This is a genomic window from uncultured Parvibaculum sp. (assembly GCF_963975745.1).
Classification (GTDB): Bacteria; Pseudomonadota; Alphaproteobacteria; order Parvibaculales; family Parvibaculaceae; genus Parvibaculum.
In genome coordinates, this window is sequence record NZ_CAXBIB010000003.1 from 38,436 (window position 1) to 57,486 (window position 19,051).

Here is a 19,051-nt window from a genome sequence, read left to right on the forward strand (position 1 = left end):
GCTAATGGGCGGACTTGCCGATCATGTTGTTGCGGTTCTGCAGCCACAGCGCGATCGCGGTCACGACAAGCGTCAGCAGGATCAGGATGGTCGAGGCCGCGTTGACTTCGGGCGTCACCGAGAAGCGCACCATCGAATAGATCTTGACCGGGAAGGTCACGGTCTCGGGCCCGGCGGTGAAGAAGGTGATGACGAAATCGTCGAGCGACAGCGTGAAGGCCAGCAGCGCGCCGGCGACGAGGCCCGGCTTCATGTGCGGCACCACCACGTCGCGGAAGACCTGGTACTCGTTGGCGCCGAGATCGCGCGCGCATTCGGCCAGTTCCCGGTTGAAGCTTTCGAGCCGGGCCCGGATCACGATGGCGGCGAAGGGAAAGGCGAAGGCGATATGGGCGATGGTGATGGCGCCGAGATTGATCGGCCAGGGCAGGCCGGACGGCCAGCCGATGCGGGCGAAGAACACCATCATGGCGACGCCCATGCAGATTTCGGGAATGACGATCGGCAGCGCCATGCCGCCTTCGTAGACCGCCTTGCCCGGAAAGCGGTAGCGCCACAGCACATAGGCCGTCAGCGCGCCGAGGATGGTGCTGACGATCGTCGTCATCACCGCGATGGTCAGCGAATTGCCGAAGGCGATCATCAGCCCTTCATTGTTGAAGAACTTGACATAGTAGTCGGTCGTGAAGCCGCGCCAGACCACGTTGCGGCGGCTGTCGTTGAAGCTGAAGGCCATCAGCCCGATGATCGGCGCATAGAGAAAGAGCAGCGTCACCGTCACCACCGCGCGCAGCCAGAAGCGCCTGGCATAGTCGAGCGGGCCGATCGGATCGGGATTGCGGCGGAAGAGGCTCATCGCTTGTCTCCCCTGCCTTCCTTGCGCATCAGGATGGCTCTCAGCGCCAGCGCGAAGAAGGTCGCATACATCAAGAGGAAGCTCAGCGCTGCGCCGAAGGGCCAGTTGTTCGACTGCTTGAACTGGCCGGCGATCACATTGGCGATCATGTAGCTGTCGGTGCCGCCCAGCAGGTCGGGCGTCAGATACGAGCCCATGGCCGGAATGAAGGTGATGACGACGCCCGACGCGATGCCCGGCAGCGCCAGCGGCACGACGATCGACAGGAAGGTGCGGGTATGGCCGGCGCCGAGATCGAGGCTCGCCTCCAGATAGGAGCGGTCGAGCCGGTCGAGCGCGGCATAGAGCGGCAGCACCATGAAGGGCAGGTGCACATAAACGAGGCCGAAGATCACCGCCGTGTTGTTGTAGAGCAGCGCCAGCGGCGTGAAGGGGCCGATCAGCGTGTTGTCGCCCAGCCCGATGAAGGAGAGCGCCCAGTCGGCATGGGTGACGATCCAGTCGAGCCCCGTATTGATGAAACCGTTGGTCCTGAGTACCGCGATCAGCGCATAGGTGCGGATAAGCAAGTTGGTCCAGAAGGGCAGGATCACCAGCAGCAGCAGCCACATCCGCATCGTCGGCTTCGAGAAGACGATGGCGATGGCGACCGGGAAGGCGACCACGACGCAGATCGCGGTGGTCGCCGCCGCCATCCAGATCGATTTCCAGAAGATCCCGAGATAGAGCGGCTCCAGTGCCCGCATGTACTGGTTGAGATTCCAGTCCAGCGTGATGTCGATGACGCCGGTCTTGGAGCTGAAGCTGTAGAGCCAGATCAGCGACAGCGGAATGATGAAGAAGGCGACCAGCCAGAAGGTCGGCGGCACGATGACGGTCCAGAAGGTGCGGACCGAATTCTTCCAGTTTTCCATATGGCCAGCCCCCCGACGGGCAAACGAATACCGAAACTCAATGGCGGCGCAGGTTTCGCCGCCGTCCCGCCAAAAATATCATGCTCTGCGATCAGCCAAAAATACAGGTGTCATCCCGGGATTTATTCCCGGGACCCAATCCACGCCCCCACACGTCGGGCGGCCAATCGGTCCCGGCAACAAGTGCCGGGATGACACTTCTATATTCGGTTGCTCGCGGCGCATATCTCCTGCTCTCCGAACATTCTTCATCGTCTGCCGCACCTGCCGCGCAAACAAAAAAAGGGCGGGCAATTTCTTGCCCGCCCGGTGCCGCCGTCAGGCGGCGTTGATCTTGGTGCAGAGGTCTTCGCGCATCTGCGTGGCTTCCTCGCCCAGATATTCGGCGAATTCCGAAACCTCGACCACATCGTCCGGCGGGAAGATGTCCGGATTGTTCTTGTAGCCGTCGTCCATCAGGTCGTAGCCGGCCTTGTTGGGCGTCGCATACTGGATGTAGTCGGTGATCAACTGGTTGGCTTCGCCGTCATGGATGTAGTTGATCAGCGCATGGGCATTGTCGGGGTTCGGCGCATTGGCGGGAATCGCCAGCACGTCTTCCCACAGGATGCCGCCTTCCTTCGGAATCAGGTAGTCGACATCGTCGTCTTCGGTCATCAGCTGCACGATGTCGCCATTGTATTCCATCGTCAGGTCGACTTCGCCGGCCGCCAGCAGGTCCTGGCCGTTGTCTTCGGCAAAGGCCTTGATGTGCTTCTTCTGCTTGATGATCAGATCGGCGGCCGCCTCGTTCTCGGCCTTGTCGGTCGAGTTCAGCGAATGGCCGAGATATTTCAGCGCGCAGCCCAGCATCGTGCCGCAATCGGAAAGCAGCGCGATCTTGTTGGAATACTGGTCGCTGTCGAAGAGGTACTTCCAGCTGTCCGGATCGCCGCTGACCGCCGACTTGCGGTAGCCGATGCCGACCGTGCCCCACATATAGGGCAGCGAATATTCGCGACCCGGATCGAAAGGCGCGTCCATGAAGCGCGGGAAGATATTCGCCATGTTCGGGATCTTCGAATGGTCGAGCTTCTGCAGCATGCCGGCCGCGTTCATGCGGGGCAGCCAGTCGTTCGACGGCACGATGACGTCATAGGCGACATTGCCGCCGCGCATCTTGGCGAAGAGTTCCGAAACATCGGCAAAGGTGTCGACCGTCACGTTGATGCCGGTTTCGGCCGTGAAGTCGGCCAGTGTCGTCTCGCCGATATAGGTGTCCCAGTTGGCGAACACCACGCTGCCCGCGCCCTGCGCGGACGCGAATTTCGGCATCGCGGTCAGGCTGATGCCGACCGCGGCCGTTCCCGTCATGAACTGCCGGCGCGACAGCGCTTGGATCAGTCCGGCCATGCCTTTTCTGCGATTCATCGAATTCATCCTCCGGTTTCGTGTCTGGGCCCCCTCCCGCCGGTCGCGCGAGGCGGCCCGGGGGTTAATCAGTCTTCAACGGTTTTGGCGCAAGCGCAAGCAAAGCCGGCATTTTCGGCGCTGCAACGTGCCGCGCTGTCGAGAATCCTAAACAGTGCAGCATGGCCGGATTGCGGCGGCCGGCGATCCTGCAAGATGAACATTCGGTCATGTTGCGCGCCCGCCCCTTGTGCCGGCGCTGCCGGGTTCCAAGATAGGGGCAGGCCACAAAATGGCAGGTCGCGTGCCGCATCCGGCGCCGGCCGGTCGCCGGTGACGCGCATTCAGGAAAGGCAGGACCGCCATGATCGACCTCTACACCGCCTCGACGCCCAATGGCTGGAAAGCCTCCGTCACGCTCGAGGAACTCGGACTCCCTTACAATGTCCATGCCATCGAGCTGCAGAAGAACCAGCAGAAGGAGCCTGCGTTCCTGAAGATCAATCCCAACGGGCGCATTCCGGCGATCGTCGACCGCGAGGCCGGCGATTTCGCGGTCTTCGAGTCGGGCGCGATCATGCTCTATCTTGCCGAGAAAACAGGCAGGCTGATGCCCGTGGATGCAAAGGGCAAGTCCATGGTCACGCAATGGCTGATGTTCCAGATGGGCGGCGTCGGCCCGATGATGGGCCAGGCGAACGTCTTCTTCCGCTACTTTCCGGAAAAGATCCAGCCCGCCATCGACCGCTACCAGAACGAATCGAAGCGCCTCTTCACCGTTCTCGACGGGCACTTGAAGGAGAACGAATATCTGGCCGGCGACTATTCCATCGCCGACATCGCCAACTGGTGCTGGGTGCGCACGCATAAATGGTCGGGCGTCGAGATCGACGATCTGCCGCATCTCCAGCGCTGGCTCGACGCCATCGCCCAACGCCCCGCCGCGCAGAAAGGCATCACGGTCCCCGTCGACCTCGCGGCCTTGCAGAAGGGCGATGGCGCGGAAGCGAAGAAGTTCGCCGAAGAAGCGCAGAAGATGGTGCAAAGGTAGAAAGACCCCTCACCCTTCCGCGGGCTGGCGCCCGCTCCCTCCCTCTCCCCGGAGGGGAGAGGGAATTGAAGTGGCAGAGAAATGTGATTTGATGAAGCGTATTGTTCTTTTCCCTCTCCCCAGCGGGGAGAGGGGTGAGAGGACACAGGAAAAGGTCCGGTGGACCTTTTCGTCCTCGAACGCCCGCCTCGGCGGCGAAGCCGCTGAGGTGGGAAGGGTGAGGGGGCCGTCCGGGTGATGCATCGACCGAAGGGCTGAGGGGGAGCCACGTATGAAGCGCCAGAATGTTTCCCGCGCACGGTATCTCCGTATCAACCGAACCGATGCCGAAGCGCGGCTCTGGTCGCAGCTGCGCAACCGTATGCTCGGTGGCGCCAAGTTCCGCCGTCAGGTTCCCGTTGGTCCTTACATCGCGGATTTTCTCTGTGCCGAGCATATGCTGATTGTCGAGGTCGATGGTGGTCAGCATGCGGACAATCCCGCCGATCTGCGCCGCACCCGCTTCCTGGAATCGAAAGGCTACCGCGTCATCCGCTTCTGGAACCCCGATGTGCTGACGAATACGGAGGGTGTTCTGGAGATGATTCTTCTGGAACTGGACAAGATCCCTCACCCGGACGGCCCCCTCACCCTTCCGCGGGCTCGCGCCCGCTCCCTCCCTCTCCCCGATGGGGAGAGGGACTGAGGAGGCGCATCCCTATTTCCCTCTCCCCATCGGGGAGAGGGAAGGGGCCCAACACAGCAACGCTGTGTTGGGAAGGGTGAGGGGCTGTCCGGGCTGTGCGCAGACTATTTACTCAGTCTACGAATTAATCTCCGTCCGGACTCCTCACAGGCCGTCCCGCGCCCCCCCCCAGCGCCTCCAGCCGGTCGAGCAGCGCCTCGAAGCGCGCCGGCGGCACGGCGTAGAACGCGACCTTGTTGCGCGACAGGATGGCGAGCGTATCGCCCATCGCGTCGGTCATGTGCCGGGCCGGGTTCTTGCGGAAATCGGTCACCGAAACGGTGCGCCGGGCGCGCATCGGCGAGATCGGGCGCGCGGTCGGGTCTACGTGCATGGGCGGTCTCCGTGCGGGGTTGCGGGGCAGGAGACGGCGGCGGCGCAGTTGTGCGTCTTCGTGCATGGCCGCGCATATCCGCCGACTTCTCTCCCGTCATCTTCGCCGCCTCCCGGACCCCCGGGGATAAGCCCGGAAGGGCCCCATTTTCCGCATGTGACAGTTTTATGACAGTTCCGTGACAGAGGGGGGGTCTGGCTGCCGCGCGCCTCTGTCGCATTTCGGGGTTTCGACCAGAAGACGGCTGAAATCCGCGGCTTTTTGCCGGTTTCGATCATTTGTGACAGAACGATGACAGTTCGGTGACAGCGGCAGCCGGAAAACGGCGGAAAAGCGCGACTTCTTGACTCCGCCTTTTCATTCATTTAATAAGAATAAGTCGCAATAGCGACAATGAGAAGGATGGACTCCGATGCGCGACCTCGCCAAGACCCTGAGCTACGGCACGCTCCACTTCGCGGTCGGCTTTACCGTCGTCTATGCGCTGACCGGCGAGGCGACGATCGCCGCCGGCGTGGCGCTGATCGAGCCCGCCATCAACACGGTGGTCTTCTATTTCCACGAAAAGGCGTGGGCGCGCTGGCCCGCCAAGACCTTGAAAAACATCGGCTTTCGTCTGCCGTTCCAGGCCGCTTGAGGCTCAGCGCCAGGCCCAGACCGGCTGTTCGAGATGGGCGACCCGGGTCGTCCGTCCCCGGAGCGCCACCTCGCCGAACTGGAAGAGCAGGGCCGCCGTCGGCGCATGGACATGGCTATCGCCGAGATGGAGCCGGATCACCGGCTGCGCGCTTTCGGCAATCGACAGGAATTCCGGCGAGCCCTCGCGTGTCAGCTCGGTGAGCGCGAAAGAATGGATCGAGGCGACCTCACCGGGATTGGCCTTCATCGTGCTGATGTCTTCGGCCCAGGTCACCACCGGGGTGATCAGATAGCCCGAGCGCGTCGGATAATCGTCAAGCATGCCAATGACTTCCGAGGTGCCGCGGCGCAGCGCCACCTCTTCCTCCAGTTCGCGCAGCGCGGCCTCGACCGGGGTCTCGCCGGCATCGATGCGGCCGCCGGGCAGCGCCCATTGGCCGCCATGGCTGTTGAGGCGCGGCGCGCGCTTGGTCAGCAGGAAGGCCGCCTGTGCCGCGCTTTCTCCGTGTACGGCATAAGGAACGATGGTGATGGCCACGGCCGCCCGCTTCAGACCGGGCGGGCTTTCCCGGGTCTCGCGCGGGAAGGCGGCCAGCCGTTCGGCCAGGCGGGATTTCAGGGCGTCGTCGAAGCGGTGCGTCATGGCCCGAGGCTTTTAGCACGAAGCGGGCGGCTGTTTAAAATCCGATGGCGCCGCGTCGCCGGGCGCCGATAGCGCCGCCGCCGACAAGTCGCTTTTATCAACGCCGGCAAGGGGTTGCCGGCGGGTTCGCCGGCGGGGCGCCGGATGCTCCGGTGTTTACGATCCTCGACAGAGGATGCCGATTGCGCCGCCGCCTCGTCTTGGAGTCGGCCGCTTGCAGGTCTACACTTTTTGCGTTCTCTCACCCCCTGCGAGGCTCCCATGCGCATCGGCGTTCCCAAGGAAATCAAGGTCCATGAATATCGCGTCGGCATGACGCCGCCGGCCGTGCGCGAGGCCGTGCATCACGGCCATGAAGTGCTGGTGCAGAAGGGCGCGGGCGACGGCATCGGGCTGTTCGATGCACAATACGAGGCGGCCGGGGCGAAGATCGTCGATACGGCGGCCGAAATCTTCGCCACCGCCGAGATGATCGTGAAGGTCAAGGAGCCGCAGCCGTCCGAATGGAAGATGCTGCGCGAAGGCCAGATCCTCTTCACCTATCTGCATCTGGCGCCCGATCCCGAACAGGCGCGCGGTCTTATCGAATCCGGTTGCGTCGCGATTGCCTATGAGACCGTCACCGACCGCCATGGCGGCCTGCCGCTGCTGGCGCCGATGTCGGAAGTCGCCGGCCGCATGTCGATCCAGGCCGGTGCCCATTGCCTCGAGATCGCGCAGGGCGGGCGCGGCATGCTGCTGGGCGGCGTGCCGGGCGTGCCGGCGGGCAAGGTCGTCATTCTCGGCGGCGGCGTTGCCGGCACCAATGCGGCGCGCATGGCAATGGGGCTCGAGGCGCATGTCACCGTCATCGACATCAACCTGCACCGGCTCTACGAGCTCGACATGCAGTTCGGTCCGAGCCTCAACACGATCTATTCGACCGTCGATGCGATCGAGGAACATGTGCTGGGCGCGGATCTCGTGATCGGCGCCGTGCTGGTGCCGGGCGCGGCGGCGCCCAAGCTCGTCACCGAGGACATGGTCAAGCGGATGAAAAAGGGTTCGGTGCTGGTCGATATTGCGATCGATCAGGGCGGCTGCTTTGCGACCTCGCATGCCACCACCCATGCCGATCCGACCTATATCCAGCACGAGGTGGTTCACTACTGCGTCGCCAACATGCCGGGCGCGGTGGCGCGGACCTCGACCTTCGCGCTCAACAACGCGACGCTGCCCTTCACGCTGGCGCTGGCCGACAAGGGCTATCGCAAGGCGCTGGCCGACAATCCGCATCTGATGGCCGGGCTCAATGTCCACAAGGGCCAGCTGACCTATCAGGCGGTGTCGGATGCGCTGGGCGTGCCTTATCACAAGGCCGAAAGCGTGCTGGCAGCCTGATTTCAAGCCATTGAAATCAATTGATTTTTTCTGTGTGTCTTGGATTCATGTGCCAATCCGGGGCGGGTTTAAACGGTGATTAACCATAGGCAGGCAGACTTTGCGTCATGCCGCTCCTCCGGGGGCGGCACGGCTGCAAGGGGGGCTTGCCCATGTTCGACAAGGTTCATCGCGACCGGTTCTGGCTGATCCTCGGCGCGGTTCTGATTGCGCTGTTCGTCGTGCAGAAGGAACGCGGCATCGTCGAGCCGCACGCCGCGGCGCGCTACGACCAGCGCGCGATGACGCGTCTGGTCGAGAAAACCATTGAAATTCCGGTGGTTGCCGCGCAACCGGCGGTCCGTCCGCCGCTGCCGCGTCCGCCGCTCAGGCAGGTCGCCTGGCAGGACCCGCATGCCGATCTGATTACCGGTTCGCTGGCGGCCGCGGCACCGCGACCGTTGGCCCGTCCGGGCCGGGGCGGCGCCATCACCACGGCCTCGCTGGCCGCGCCCGCCGCTCTTTCAGCGCCGGCCCGCTACTATGTGCAACTCGGCAGCTACAGTTCGATCGACCGCGCCAGCCGCCGTTATTTCGATATCCTGGCCCGCGAGCCCGACCTTCGGGGCAACGAGCGCGTTTCGATCGACAGTGCCAGTGTCGGCGGCGAGCCGGTCCACCGGGTGCGCATGGGGGCCTTCGACAACGAGGCGGCGGCCCGGGCGGCCTGTGCCCGCGCGGCAGTGCCGGCCGACGAATGCGCCGTCATCCGTCTCAATTGAGGCGCCGGCGCGGCGATTTTCGGCTGCTTATGGACTTTCGCGCGGGTTTCACTGTATAAGGCCCGCCAAAGGCCGTCCCCATGGACTGCGTGTCCAGGACGGGGCGGCCAATGTTTTGTTTTCAAAGCCTTTTTTGTGAGGCGCGGGCCCCGGGCCCCGATCGGAGCGACACGTCATGGCCGTCCCCAAGAGGAAAACCACCCCGTCGAAGCGCGGCATGCGCCGTTCGGCCGATGCGCTGAAGCAGCCGGCCTATGTCGAGAACCCGGATTCGGGCGAACTGCACCGTCCGCATCATGTCGATCTGAAGTCGGGCATGTATCGCGGCAAGCAGATCCTGAAGCCGAAAGCCGATTGAGCTTCTGCAGGTTCTGACGGAATTCGAACGCCGCCCTTCGGGGCGGCGTTTTCGTTTGCAGCGTCAGGGGTTGCCCGCCGCCTCGATGATATCGGCGACCAGCGCCACCAGCGGTTCGGGATCGGCCGTGTAATTCACGCCCAGCAGCACCACCACCATGTCGCGCGACGGCAGGATCATGACCAGTTGCGCGCCGAAGCCGCGCGCCATGAACATGTCGACGGGGATCCGGTCGGAAATCGCCGGCCGGCCGGTTTCCGGATCGGCGGCATTGAGCCAGAAATGCGCGCCATAGCGCCCGCCCGAATGACGGGCCGGGCGGCGGGCGTGATCGGCCCAGCCTTCCGGCAAGAGGCGTTCCGTTCCCCATTTGCCGTCGCGCAGATAGAGATAGCCGAAGCGGGCCCAGTCCTGTGCGGTCATGTGAACGAAGGACGAGCCGATAAACGTGCCGGCGGCGTCGAATTCGGGCACGGCGCTTTCGATGCCGATCGGGCGGAACAGTTTCTCCTGCATCACGGCGTTCATGGCGGCCGCGTCCGGCGCGCCGGCGGCTTCCTTCAGGATGCGCGCCAGAATGTTGCTGGTGCCGCTCGAATAGGACCAGTGGCTGCCGGGCGTGTGGATCAGGCGCAGACTTGCCGCGTAATGCGCCATGTCCTTGCGGCCGATGCCGAACAGCATCTGCAACACATGGGACTTCGACGGATCGTCATAGACCTCGGCAAAGCTGAGACCCGACTGCATGCGCAGAAGATGTTCGACGGTAATGGCGGCGCGGCGATCCTCGGTGTGCCGCTGCCATTCGGGCACGGGCGCCGGGGCGCCGATGTCGAGCCGGCCTTCTCCGGCCAGAATGCCGGTCAGCGCATGGACGACGCTCTTGGCCATCGACCAGGAGGGAAAGCGTGTCGTCTCGCTGAAACCGGCACGATAGGCCTCACCCGCGATCCGGCCGTCCTTGACCACCAGCAGGGCGCGGATGCCGGCCAGATGCGGGTCTTCGGTTTCGCCAAGGATGCGGGTGAATATGGCTTCGAGCGCGGGCGGTGTCGGGTTGCGCGGCCAGCCGCCATCGGGCCAGGGCGTGCCTTCGGGCTGCGGTGGCAGCGGCGCGGCCAGTTCGGCCCGCAGCGGGCTTGCCGCAAGCAGCGCGGCCAGCAGACAGACAAGCGCCACAGCGCGATGCATGGACAGGCTCGACACGGACGGGTACTCCTCGGAAGTTCTGTCCAGCATAAGGGGGCGCGCATGAGGATCAAATTCATCGTTCTGGCCGTGGTGCTTGCGGTGCTGATCGGCCTCGCGCTCGGCCCGGTGCGGCAGATGGCGGCCGACGGCGAGGTTGTGGCGCGGGCCGTTGCGAAAACCGCCTGCTCCTGCATTTTCGTGGCCGGCCGCACGCTCGAGGAGTGCCGGCGCGACGACCCGCCGGGTTTCGACCGGGCCGATGCCTGGGTCGATCCGGCGAAAAAGGAGGTCACGGCCTCGATGTTCCGGCTGGCCCGGGCCAGCGCGCAGTACCGGGGCGCCGAAGGCTGTCTGACGGATTAGGCGCTATGCGCCAAGACCTTGCAGCGCCTCGCCACAGGCCGTGCGGGCGCCGGCGGTCACGGCTTCCTTCCAGTCGCGTTCATCGACATAGAAGGCATCGCGAATCTGCTTCGAAATGGCCGCGGCCTGCGGATTTTTTGCCCCGCCATTCTGGTGCAGCCAGTTGTCGGCCTGCAGCGCCACCGTCACCTGGCCGATCGGCACCGTGCCGAATTCAAGTCCGCCTGCCGTCACCTCGCGGCCCGTCAGTTCCTCGGCGAAGCAGACCGTGATCGAGCCGGGCACATCGGAAGACAGCGAGCCGCCGCCCACTGTCGAGCGCACCCTGTCGCCCCACCAGCGCCGCATCCGCTTGAACGTGCTGCTCGATTCGGGCTCGGTGCAGATGATCTCACCCTCTCCCCGCGGCCCGAGGCCCGAATGCATGTCGAGAAAGGCGATGCGTTCGGCCTTGCCCATCTCTTCGCGGATGATCGCGCGCAGGGTCCGGTTCGACCAGACCGGTTCGCGCCCGCCATATTGCACGCCGCCCGGGTGATCGTATTGTCCGGCCGTCAGCGCATGCTGCATGGCCGCCGCCCCGTGTTCGGCCGCATAGGCCTTCATCCGGGCCCGGCTTTCGGCCATGGTTTCGGGCGTCAGATCGCGCGGGTTGATGGCGTCGAAAAGTTCCTCATAGCCGGGATTTTTCGGGTGCGGCCTGGTGTGATCGAGGAAATTGCGGTTGAGATCGACATTGTCCTCGTTGACCCGGCGGTCCCAGGCAAAGCCGTAGGGGTTGATCGCATGGATCAGCACCAGCGCCGTGTCCGGCGGCAGGTCGCGGGCAAAGCCCTCCGAAAGCAACGCCGTCTGGATGCCCGAACCGCAATAGCCTTCGACGCCATGCGTGCCGGAGCCGATGCCGAGGATGCGGCGGGCATTGGCGGGACCGATACGGGCGATGTCGGTCGCCAGCATGCCGCCGTCCGGGCCCTTCAGCGGATGTTCGTGGCTGTGGACGGCCGCGCCAGCGGCGCCCGCCGCGTCCAGAAAGCGGCGGCACGCCTCACTGTAGCTGGCCGAGAAATGATCTGCCGCCGACATCGGCCGCCGGCCCCGATCGTCAGCGCATCGTCACGAAATCGCTGGCCAGCTTGTTGAGCTTCAGGCCGATCCAGGTGTTGATGAACACATCGGCCGCCGCTGCCAGACCAAAGAGCCAGAGCACGCCGACCAGATGGTAGGGAAGCTCGGTCGTGCCATTGATGTGCTGCGTGGCGGCATAGCCGATCATGGCCAGCGGCACCAGCGACAGCAGTGTGTCGAAAAGATAGCGGGTTTCCTGTCCGACCGGCTGCATCACGACCGTCAGCGCCTGGATCGCCAGATAGATGACCGCGATCAGACCGGCCATGACCGCGAGGTTGTAGGCCTGTTCGGGGGTGTCGAGGGTCGGGACGTAGCCACCCCAGAAGAGATACCAGATCAGCGCCGCGAAAATCAGCGAAGAGCCTTCGCGAAGGATGAAGGTAAACATTCCGATGAAAGCCAGAAAACCGCCCATGGCCGTAACTCCCCGCGTTGTTCCGGCCATGTCCGGCCGCTTCTGCCTGACCCGCCTCGCTGTGGGTGGCTGCTCGCCAAAGCATCGTGCCATTCCGGGAAAAAGTCCAGAAGCCTTGAATTTTCGGGGGTTTGCAACTCGATGCAGGGTTAATGGCAGCCGCGCTCAGCCGCTTCGTTCCGCCGCAACGAGCAGCAGCTCGTAGGCGGCATCGAGTCGTGCAGTCTCCGGATATTCCGGCAGCGTCCTGCCGTCGATCCGGGTCAGCGGCACGATGCCCATCAGACTGTTGGTCAGAAAGGCGCCGTCGATCTGTGCCAGCCGCGCGGTGTCGATCCGCTCCTCCGCGGTTTCGATGCCCAGGCCCGGTGCCAGTTCAAGGACCGCGGCGCGGGTTATTCCTGCCAGAATGCCGCAATCGGTCGATGGTGTGACAAGGCGTCCGCGTTCCCAGAGGAAGATGTTGGCTGCGCTGGCGCAGGCGAGATGCCCGTCACTGTCGAGCATCAGGGCTTCTTCGGCGCCGCGCGCGCGGGCCTCCTCCCTGGCCAGGACATTGTCGAGATAGGCAATTGCTTTCAACGCTGCCGATGGCGAGCGATTGTTCCGGCGCGGCGTTGCCACGATCGCCGACAGGCCCGGCGGTGCCGCTGCGGCCGGCGCGGCCGTCATCATCAGCGTTGGTGCCGGGCTCGCCGGCAGGGCAAGGCCGCGCGGCCCAGGCCCGCGCGTCAGCGTCAGGCGCAGCGAGGCGCACGGGGCGTCGGTCAGTCCGTTCGCTTCGAGCAAGTCGGCGCAGGCCGCAGCAATCCGCGCCGGATCGAGCGGTATCGCCAGACCGATCGCAGCGGCGCCGCGTTGCAGCCGCAGAATATGAGCATCGAGAAAAACCGTCCGGCCGCGCCTTACGAGCATGGTTTCGAAAATACCGTCCCCCAACAGGAAACCGCGATCGGTCGGGTCGATCCGGGCTTCGGTGGCGGGGACAAGTTCGCCATTGAACCAGACGATCATGCGGACTCCCTCGCGCGTCGTCCGGCGCCGGCCAGGGCCAGGAAATTGGCCAGCAAGGCATGGCCGTGCTCGGTCAACACCGACTCTGGGTGAAACTGCACGCCGAAGATCGGCAGGGTTTCATGCGCCAGCGCCATCAGCGTGCCATCTTCCGCGAAAGCCGTCGCACGCAGGGCGCCATCCGCCGGCAATTCGGCAATCAGCGAATGATAGCGTGCCGCCGTGAACGGGCTTGGCAAGCCGTCAAATATCCCCATCCCGTCATGTGCGATGCGTGCGGGCTTGCCATGGACCGGCCTTGCGGCGCGCAGGACGCGGCCGCCAAATGCTGCGGCAATGGCCTGGTGGCCAAGGCAGACGCCGAGCAGCGGAATGCCGTGTTGGGCGGCAGCCTCGACCAGCGGCACCGAAATCCCGGCCTTGTCCGGCCCGCAAGGGCCCGGCGACAGGACGATCGCCTGCGGGTGCAGTCCCAGCGCTGCCTCGACCGTGATGGCGTCGGTGCGGATGGTCTGGCGTTCATGGCCCAGCTCGCCGACATAGCGGGCGAGGTTGTGAACGAAACTGTCGAAATTGTCGATGACGAGGATCATGCCGTCACGCCGCCGACAGCCGGCATGGCGGCGGCGACCGTCCCTTCGAGCACATGGCGCATGTCGCGGGCCTTGGCCAGCGTTTCCTCATATTCGGTGGCGGGATCGGAATCGGCAACAATGCCGCCGCCTGCCTGAAATGTGATGCGTTCCTGCTTCACGACCATGGTGCGGATGGCGATGGCGGTGTCCATCGCACCATCTGCGCCCAGATAGCCGATCGCGCCACAATAGGCACCGCGCGTGGTCGGCTCGAGTTCGGCGATGATTTCCATGGCTCGGCGTTTCGGTGCGCCGGTGACCGATCCGCCGGGAAAGCAGGCGGCCAGCAGATCGGCGGCCGTCGCTTCCGGCCGAAGTCTCCCGCGGACGGTCGAGACCAGATGATGGACATTGGCGAAACTCTCCAGCGCGCAAAGCTTTTCGACGGTCACCGAGCCGTCGGCGCAGACCCGCGAAATATCGTTTCGCAGCAGGTCGACGATCATGACGTTTTCGGCGCGGTCCTTTTCGGATGCCAGCAATTCCGCGGCAAGGCGCCTGTCTTCATCGGGGGATTTCCCGCGCGGTCGTGTGCCCTTGATCGGCCGGGTTTCGACCGCGCCGCCGCGACAGGCGAGAAAGCGCTCGGGTGAGGAAGAAAGGATCGCGCCTTCACCGAAATTGAAGAAAGCGCCAAAAGGCGCGGGGCTGGCCGCGCGCAGACGCAGATAGAGCGCATAGGGCGTGTCGCCTTCCGAGAGACGAGATTCGAAGCGCTGCGAAAGATTGGCCTGAAAGATATCCCCGGCATGGATGTAGTCGATGACCCTTGCAACCGCCTGTTCGTATCCGGCGCGGGTGAAATTCGATGCAATCGCGGCCGGCGCAAAGTGCGACGGCTGCGGCAAGGGGTCCGCCGTCTCGAAACGGGCGCGCAGGCGGGCGGTCCGTTCCACCGCTCCGGTCGACACGATCCAGACCCGGCGCTCGATCATGTCGAAGGCCAGTACCGTATCGTAGAAGCCAACTGCCATGTCGGGCAGTTGCTGATCGTCGATGGCAAAGGGTGCGACTTCCGGCGGCAGATGTTCCAGTGTCCGGCCGAGGCCATAGCCGAAAAAGCCTGCTGCGCCGCCGATGAAGGGCGGCAGGCCAGGGTGGACCGCCAAGGGTGGCAGCGCTGCGAGTCTCTCCTTCAGCGCGGCGAAGGGTGCGGGGTCGCCTGCAATGCGTGTTGTCAGACTGTCGACCGGATCGGTGGCGATGAAGCTCCAGCGGCCGTGCAGGTCAGGATCGCGGCCGGGCCCCGCTGTTGCGCTGTCGAGATACAGCGCGAATGCCTCGTGCGCAAAGGCATGAAAGGCCTCATGTGGCGGCCGCCAGGCCAGTTCCTGAGCGAACGGTTCAATCACGTCGGTTGCGCTTCCTTTGGCGGATCTTTCAGGGCAGCGTCGGCTCGCCGGCTTCGCCGTCGCCGGGTCCGCAGCTGGCGCATTGGCGCGCCTCCATGCGGGCGAGCGGTCCACGCGGCTTGCCGGCCGCACCGCCCGACGTCACGCGTGCGCTCTGGGCAGTCAGGAAATCGGTCAGCAGGCGGGAAACAAGCGGTGGCTCGGCGAATGTGATGTTGTGGCCGACACCGGGATAGGAGCGAAGCTGAGCTTGCGGCATCAGTTCGAGCAGTTGCGTCGCATGGGCGAAGGGGACCACCTCGTCGGCCTCGCCCCAGATCACAAGCACCGGCCGTGGCGAGCGGCCTGCTGTCGCGAAAGCTTCACGTGCGGCTCCGAGCGGATAGTGCCGCATGGTCGAGAGCAGGGCATCGCCATAGCCGCGATACTCGAGCTGGCGATTGAAATCGGCCAGAAAGGCACCCGGGTTGGGCGCGCTTTTCGCCTCTTCGGCAGCTGCATTATAGAACAGCCGGGCGTCGAACAGGCGCATGATCCAGTCGCCGATCAGGGGTCGGCGCAGCAATTCCAGATTGCGGTTGCCGGCAACGCCAAGCCCGGCGGGCGCAATCAGTGTCAGCGAGCGAACGCGCTCGGGGTGGCGTGCGGCAAAAACGGTCGCAATCGCGCCGCCCATCGAGTAGCCGACCAGATCGACGCGACGATTGATTGCCAGCGCATCGAGCAGTTCGTCCAGTTGCCGATCGAAGAGATCGGCGTCGTAGACGGTTCCGGGCCGGTCCGAGAGCCCGCGTCCGAAATTGTCGTAGGCAAGCACCCGGTAACCGGCATCGGTCAACGGTGCGATATGGTCGTTCCAGACGAAAGAGGGCGTCGAAAAACCGTGGATGAGCACGACCAGCGGCGCGTCCTCGCGGCCCTCCAGCCGATAGTGGACGGTTCCACCGGGCAATTCGATGAAGCTGTGGGCGACACCCTGTGTCGTCAGCTTTGCGCGTGCCGTTTCGTCAAGCGCGGGCCGTGCCTTGCCGGCCGCCCAATAGCTCATCGACATGATGAGCAGGACGGCGATCGCCAATATGCCGAAGCCCTTCACGAATGCCATGATGTTGCAAACTTCCTGCTATGCCGCATGTTCGGGCCTTCCGTTGCGGAAAGCCTTCCGGAGCGCCAGTCTAGAGCGTTGCCGAAGCCGCTACAAATTGTGCGCAGGCTTGCGGGAAGGGTCAATTACGGGCTTGATGCGGCGCAAGTGATGGCGAAATGACGGAGACCCCCGATGCAAAACGCGTTCAAGGAAAAAGTCCTCGCAGGCAAGACGGCATTCGTTGCCGGCGCCTCCAGCGGCATCAATCTGGGCATTGCGCAGCATTTTGCGCGGGCTGGCGCCAAAATCGCCCTTATCAGCCGCAACCATGAAAAGATCGCGGCCGCCGCAAAGACGATAACGGATGAAGGTTTCGAAGCAATCGGCATGGCGGCCGATGTGCGCGATTTCAATTCGGTCGAAACCGCGATGAAGCAGGCGCAGCAGCGGTTGGGCAATTTCGACATCGTGATCTCCGGTGCTGCAGGAAATTTTGTGGCACCGGCGCTGGGCATGTCGTCCAATGGCTTCAAGACTGTCGTCGATATCGATCTGATCGGGACCTTCAATGTGCTGCGCGCTTCCTTCCAGTTTCTCAACAGGCCTGGCGCCTCGCTGATCTCCATCACGGCACCGCAGGCGGTCAATCCTTCACTCTTCCAGGCCCATGTCTGCGCAGCCAAGGCCGGCATCAACATGCTGACCAAATGTCTCGCCATGGAGTGGGGTCCTGCAGGCGTCCGCGTCAATGCGATTTCCCCCGGGCCCATCGCCGATACGGAAGGCATGGCGCGGCTCGCGCCGACGCCTGAGATGGAGAAGGCCATCAAGTCACGCATCGCGCTGCGCGATTATGGCAGCAAGACAGACATCGCCGATACCGCGCTTTTCCTTTCCACCGACAATGCGAAATACATCACGGGCACGATCGTCGATTGCGATGGCGGCTCGAAGCTTGGCGATGCCGGTGCCGACGCACTGGGCGAATTCAAGTAGATAACGGAAGCAGATGAAAATCGGGGAGGAATCCGGATGGCGAGGGCAGAGCGGATTGCGCCGGCAGACTTTACCTGCATTCTCTATGAAGTTCGCGATCATGTCGCGGTCGTGACCCTCAACCGGCCGGAACGGCGCAACGCGCTCAATCGCCGCGCCTATGACGAGGTCGAGGCGGCCTTTCGTGCCGCATCTGCCGATCCCGAAGTGCGCTGCGTCGTCGTGACCGGCAGCGACCCTGCCTTCTGTTCCGGCGAAGATGTCAAGGAAATGATGACTGGCGAGCAGCGTGACCAGAGCATTGCGCGCCTGACCGCGGTCCGGCCCGAACCGACGCCAGCCGCCGTGGCTGTTCTCGAGTGCGACAGACCGGTGATCGCCGCTGTCAACGGTGCTGCCGTTGGCTGGGGCATGGAGCTGACGCTGTTTGCCGATATGCGCATCGCGTCGGAGCAGGCGAAATTCGGCGAAATCTTCATCAAGCGGGGTTTGATTTCGGATGTCGGCGGATTGTGGCGCCTGCCGGCCATTGTCGGGCCGGCCAAGGCATCGGAACTGCTCTTTACCGGCGATATCATCGATGCGCCGGAAGCGCTGCGCATCGGGCTTGTCAGCGAAGTCGTGCCGCATGACCGGCTGATGGAAAGCGCGCTGGCGCTTGCCGACCGGATTGCCGTCAACGCGCCGCTGGCGCTTCGTTTCATGAAGGACGGTCTGCGTCGCACCTGCTATGGCGATCTGCGCGAAATCGGCAGTTGGGTCAGCGGAACGCTGGGACGACTGTTCGAGACGGAAGACCATCGCGAGGGCGTGCGCAGCTTCCTCGAGAAGCGCGCACCCGAATTCAAGGGGCGCTGATTGCGATGGCGCTCTTCTTCGATCAGCAATGGTTCGATGAAAGGCTGAAGGTGACGGGCCGCACACGCGACGACGTCGCCGCAGCGCTTGGCCTTTCACGCCGGGACGTCGACGAGATCTGGAAGGATCAGCGCGAGGTAACGCCTAATCAGGTGGCGATGCTGGCGCGCCTGCTCGAGGCGCCGGCCGCGGAGGTCGTCAATCGGGCCGGGGTGGCCACGCCCATGCCCGGCCACGTGTCCGCGGGAGATGCGGCGCTGGAGAAAAAGCTTGCGGATATCGACAGTCGTCTGACGCGTATCGAGCGCGCAATCGCCGACCTTCAATCGCTCATTCTTGCAACACGGGGTGGCTGACGCTCAGAGCTTGCGTTCGAGCTTCGGCAGGCGCAGGGCCTCGGTCAGCATGTCCGGCAACATGTCGGCGTCGATATAGGCGGTCGTCGCGCGTTGCCGCTTTTCCTGCTTGCGGGCGGGCGAATAAGGCCAGTGCCAGTGCTGGTCGACATATTGTGCGAGAAAACCGGCAACCGGCCGCGTCATGCCGAGCGGCGGGCGGCCGAGGGCTGCGTGAGACTGCCGCGACATGCCAGGCTCGGGCAATCGCGCGGCGCTGTCACGGTCTTGCGGATGCGACGCCGCCTCTGCCTGCCGGCGCGGCGCCGGCAGCATCATCTGCGATCTTTCCATGCGCGCGATTTTCGGCATCCGGCGGTTTCTTTCTGCAAGGTATCCCCATCACCACGTTCCCCGCCGGCCTTGCGAAAGCGGGAATTGCGGACACCTCTCAACGCAGCAAGAAGTCTGCCACGAGATTCGCACCGCGGGGAGAGACAGGGTGCGCCGAAACGAAACAGAATCGTCGAGTTAACCAGATTATTTAAAGGTTTAGTCGTTAAAACGCTTCTCGAAGTCTTAACTCGCGCTGCGCGAATATCGATTTTGCCGGCGTTCAGAAGGG

23 protein-coding genes are annotated in these 19,051 nt (G+C 64.0%); 10 read left to right on the forward strand and 13 right to left on the reverse strand.

All coding sequences use genetic code 11. From position 1 onward, the window contains the following. Position 1 precedes the first annotated feature (1 nt). The 3 genes from AAC071_RS03170 to AAC071_RS03180 form a co-directional block, all read right to left on the reverse strand. The gene (locus AAC071_RS03170) at positions 2-856 is read right to left on the reverse strand and encodes an ABC transporter permease (protein ID WP_339829932.1); all 855 of its coding nucleotides are present in this window, start codon (positions 854-856) and stop codon (positions 2-4) included. Beyond that, the gene (locus tag AAC071_RS03175; protein WP_339829934.1) at positions 853-1,770 is read right to left on the reverse strand and encodes an ABC transporter permease; all 918 of its coding nucleotides are present in this window, start codon (positions 1,768-1,770) and stop codon (positions 853-855) included. Before AAC071_RS03175 ends, AAC071_RS03170 begins: the two co-directional genes overlap by 4 nt. Positions 1,771-2,088: 318 nt before the next feature. Next, positions 2,089-3,180: a spermidine/putrescine ABC transporter substrate-binding protein gene (locus tag AAC071_RS03180; RefSeq protein ID WP_339829936.1), complete on the reverse strand. Its 1,092-nt coding sequence runs from the start codon at positions 3,178-3,180 to the stop codon at positions 2,089-2,091. A gap of 343 nt (positions 3,181-3,523) precedes the next feature. On the opposite strand from AAC071_RS03180, the gene AAC071_RS03185 reads away from it, so the two are divergent. Further along, positions 3,524-4,210, forward strand: a complete 687-nt coding sequence (locus AAC071_RS03185) for a glutathione S-transferase N-terminal domain-containing protein (RefSeq protein ID WP_339829938.1) — start codon at positions 3,524-3,526, stop codon at positions 4,208-4,210. A 271-nt stretch (positions 4,211-4,481) separates the two neighbouring features. Beyond that, positions 4,482-4,895, forward strand: a complete 414-nt coding sequence (locus AAC071_RS03190) for an endonuclease domain-containing protein (RefSeq protein WP_339829940.1) — start codon at positions 4,482-4,484, stop codon at positions 4,893-4,895. Between the two features lie 124 nt (positions 4,896-5,019). On the opposite strand, the gene AAC071_RS03195 is transcribed toward AAC071_RS03190, so the two are convergent. Next, a complete protein-coding gene (locus tag AAC071_RS03195; protein ID WP_339829942.1) occupies positions 5,020-5,268 on the reverse strand; it encodes a plasmid stabilization protein in 249 nt (82 codons plus the stop codon). A gap of 412 nt (positions 5,269-5,680) precedes the next feature. On the opposite strand from AAC071_RS03195, the gene AAC071_RS03200 reads away from it, so the two are divergent. Beyond that, positions 5,681-5,905 carry a DUF2061 domain-containing protein gene (locus tag AAC071_RS03200; RefSeq protein ID WP_339829944.1) on the forward strand — a complete coding sequence of 75 codons (225 nt, stop codon included), beginning with the start codon at positions 5,681-5,683 and terminating at the stop codon, positions 5,903-5,905. 3 nt (positions 5,906-5,908) lie between these two features. On the opposite strand, the gene AAC071_RS03205 is transcribed toward AAC071_RS03200, so the two are convergent. Then, positions 5,909-6,550, reverse strand: a complete 642-nt coding sequence (locus AAC071_RS03205) for a CoA pyrophosphatase (RefSeq protein ID WP_339829946.1) — start codon at positions 6,548-6,550, stop codon at positions 5,909-5,911. A gap of 261 nt (positions 6,551-6,811) precedes the next feature. On the opposite strand from AAC071_RS03205, the gene ald reads away from it, so the two are divergent. The 3 genes from ald (at position 6,812) to rpmF (ending at position 9,049) form a co-directional block, all read left to right on the forward strand. Next, positions 6,812-7,930 (forward strand): alanine dehydrogenase, encoded by a 1,119-nt coding sequence (gene ald / locus AAC071_RS03210; RefSeq protein ID WP_339829948.1) that lies wholly within the window; start codon positions 6,812-6,814, stop codon positions 7,928-7,930. A gap of 152 nt (positions 7,931-8,082) precedes the next feature. After that, on the forward strand, positions 8,083-8,691 hold the full coding sequence (locus AAC071_RS03215; protein ID WP_339829950.1) for an SPOR domain-containing protein: 609 nt from the start codon (positions 8,083-8,085) through the stop codon (positions 8,689-8,691). A 175-nt stretch (positions 8,692-8,866) separates the two neighbouring features. Next, positions 8,867-9,049 (forward strand): 50S ribosomal protein L32, encoded by a 183-nt coding sequence (gene rpmF, locus AAC071_RS03220; RefSeq protein WP_293508314.1) that lies wholly within the window; start codon positions 8,867-8,869, stop codon positions 9,047-9,049. A gap of 63 nt (positions 9,050-9,112) precedes the next feature. Here rpmF and AAC071_RS03225 read toward each other — a convergent pair whose 3' ends face one another. Next, positions 9,113-10,255, reverse strand: coding sequence for a serine hydrolase (locus AAC071_RS03225; RefSeq protein WP_339829957.1), 1,143 nt, complete (start codon positions 10,253-10,255; stop codon positions 9,113-9,115). Between the two features lie 45 nt (positions 10,256-10,300). Here AAC071_RS03225 and AAC071_RS03230 point away from each other — a divergent pair, with 45 nt between their 5' ends. After that, the gene (locus AAC071_RS03230) at positions 10,301-10,603 is read left to right on the forward strand and encodes a hypothetical protein (RefSeq protein ID WP_339829959.1); all 303 of its coding nucleotides are present in this window, start codon (positions 10,301-10,303) and stop codon (positions 10,601-10,603) included. 3 nt (positions 10,604-10,606) lie between these two features. On the opposite strand, the gene AAC071_RS03235 is transcribed toward AAC071_RS03230, so the two are convergent. From AAC071_RS03235 to AAC071_RS03260, 6 genes are all read right to left on the reverse strand, one after another. After that, on the reverse strand, positions 10,607-11,689 hold the full coding sequence (locus AAC071_RS03235) for a M14 family metallopeptidase (protein WP_339829961.1): 1,083 nt from the start codon (positions 11,687-11,689) through the stop codon (positions 10,607-10,609). 19 nt (positions 11,690-11,708) lie between these two features. Next, on the reverse strand, positions 11,709-12,149 hold the full coding sequence (locus AAC071_RS03240; RefSeq protein ID WP_339829963.1) for a hypothetical protein: 441 nt from the start codon (positions 12,147-12,149) through the stop codon (positions 11,709-11,711). A 165-nt stretch (positions 12,150-12,314) separates the two neighbouring features. Beyond that, positions 12,315-13,163 carry an aminotransferase class IV gene (locus AAC071_RS03245; RefSeq protein WP_339829966.1) on the reverse strand — a complete coding sequence of 283 codons (849 nt, stop codon included), beginning with the start codon at positions 13,161-13,163 and terminating at the stop codon, positions 12,315-12,317. Next, a complete protein-coding gene (locus tag AAC071_RS03250) occupies positions 13,160-13,756 on the reverse strand; it encodes an aminodeoxychorismate/anthranilate synthase component II (protein WP_339829968.1) in 597 nt (198 codons plus the stop codon). The genes AAC071_RS03245 and AAC071_RS03250 overlap by 4 nt, the downstream gene beginning before the upstream one ends. Then, a complete protein-coding gene (gene pabB / locus AAC071_RS03255) occupies positions 13,753-15,150 on the reverse strand; it encodes an aminodeoxychorismate synthase component I (protein ID WP_339829970.1) in 1,398 nt (465 codons plus the stop codon). Before pabB ends, AAC071_RS03250 begins: the two co-directional genes overlap by 4 nt. Before the next feature lie 28 nt (positions 15,151-15,178). Further along, positions 15,179-16,255, reverse strand: coding sequence for an alpha/beta fold hydrolase (locus tag AAC071_RS03260; RefSeq protein WP_339829972.1), 1,077 nt, complete (start codon positions 16,253-16,255; stop codon positions 15,179-15,181). A 174-nt stretch (positions 16,256-16,429) separates the two neighbouring features. Between AAC071_RS03260 and AAC071_RS03265 the strand changes: the two genes are divergently transcribed. Genes AAC071_RS03265 through AAC071_RS03275 form a run of 3 tightly spaced genes read left to right on the forward strand, consistent with a single transcriptional unit; the run spans position 16,430 to position 18,447 of the window. Beyond that, the gene (locus AAC071_RS03265) at positions 16,430-17,233 is read left to right on the forward strand and encodes an SDR family oxidoreductase (RefSeq protein ID WP_339829974.1); all 804 of its coding nucleotides are present in this window, start codon (positions 16,430-16,432) and stop codon (positions 17,231-17,233) included. A 36-nt stretch (positions 17,234-17,269) separates the two neighbouring features. Next, entirely contained in the window at positions 17,270-18,091 is an 822-nt protein-coding gene (locus AAC071_RS03270; protein ID WP_339829976.1) for an enoyl-CoA hydratase-related protein, read from the forward strand. A gap of 5 nt (positions 18,092-18,096) precedes the next feature. Then, positions 18,097-18,447, forward strand: coding sequence for a hypothetical protein (locus AAC071_RS03275; protein WP_339829979.1), 351 nt, complete (start codon positions 18,097-18,099; stop codon positions 18,445-18,447). A 3-nt stretch (positions 18,448-18,450) separates the two neighbouring features. Here AAC071_RS03275 and AAC071_RS03280 read toward each other — a convergent pair whose 3' ends face one another. Continuing rightward, entirely contained in the window at positions 18,451-18,780 is a 330-nt protein-coding gene (locus AAC071_RS03280) for a hypothetical protein (protein WP_339829981.1), read from the reverse strand. Positions 18,781-19,051: the final 271 nt, after the last annotated feature.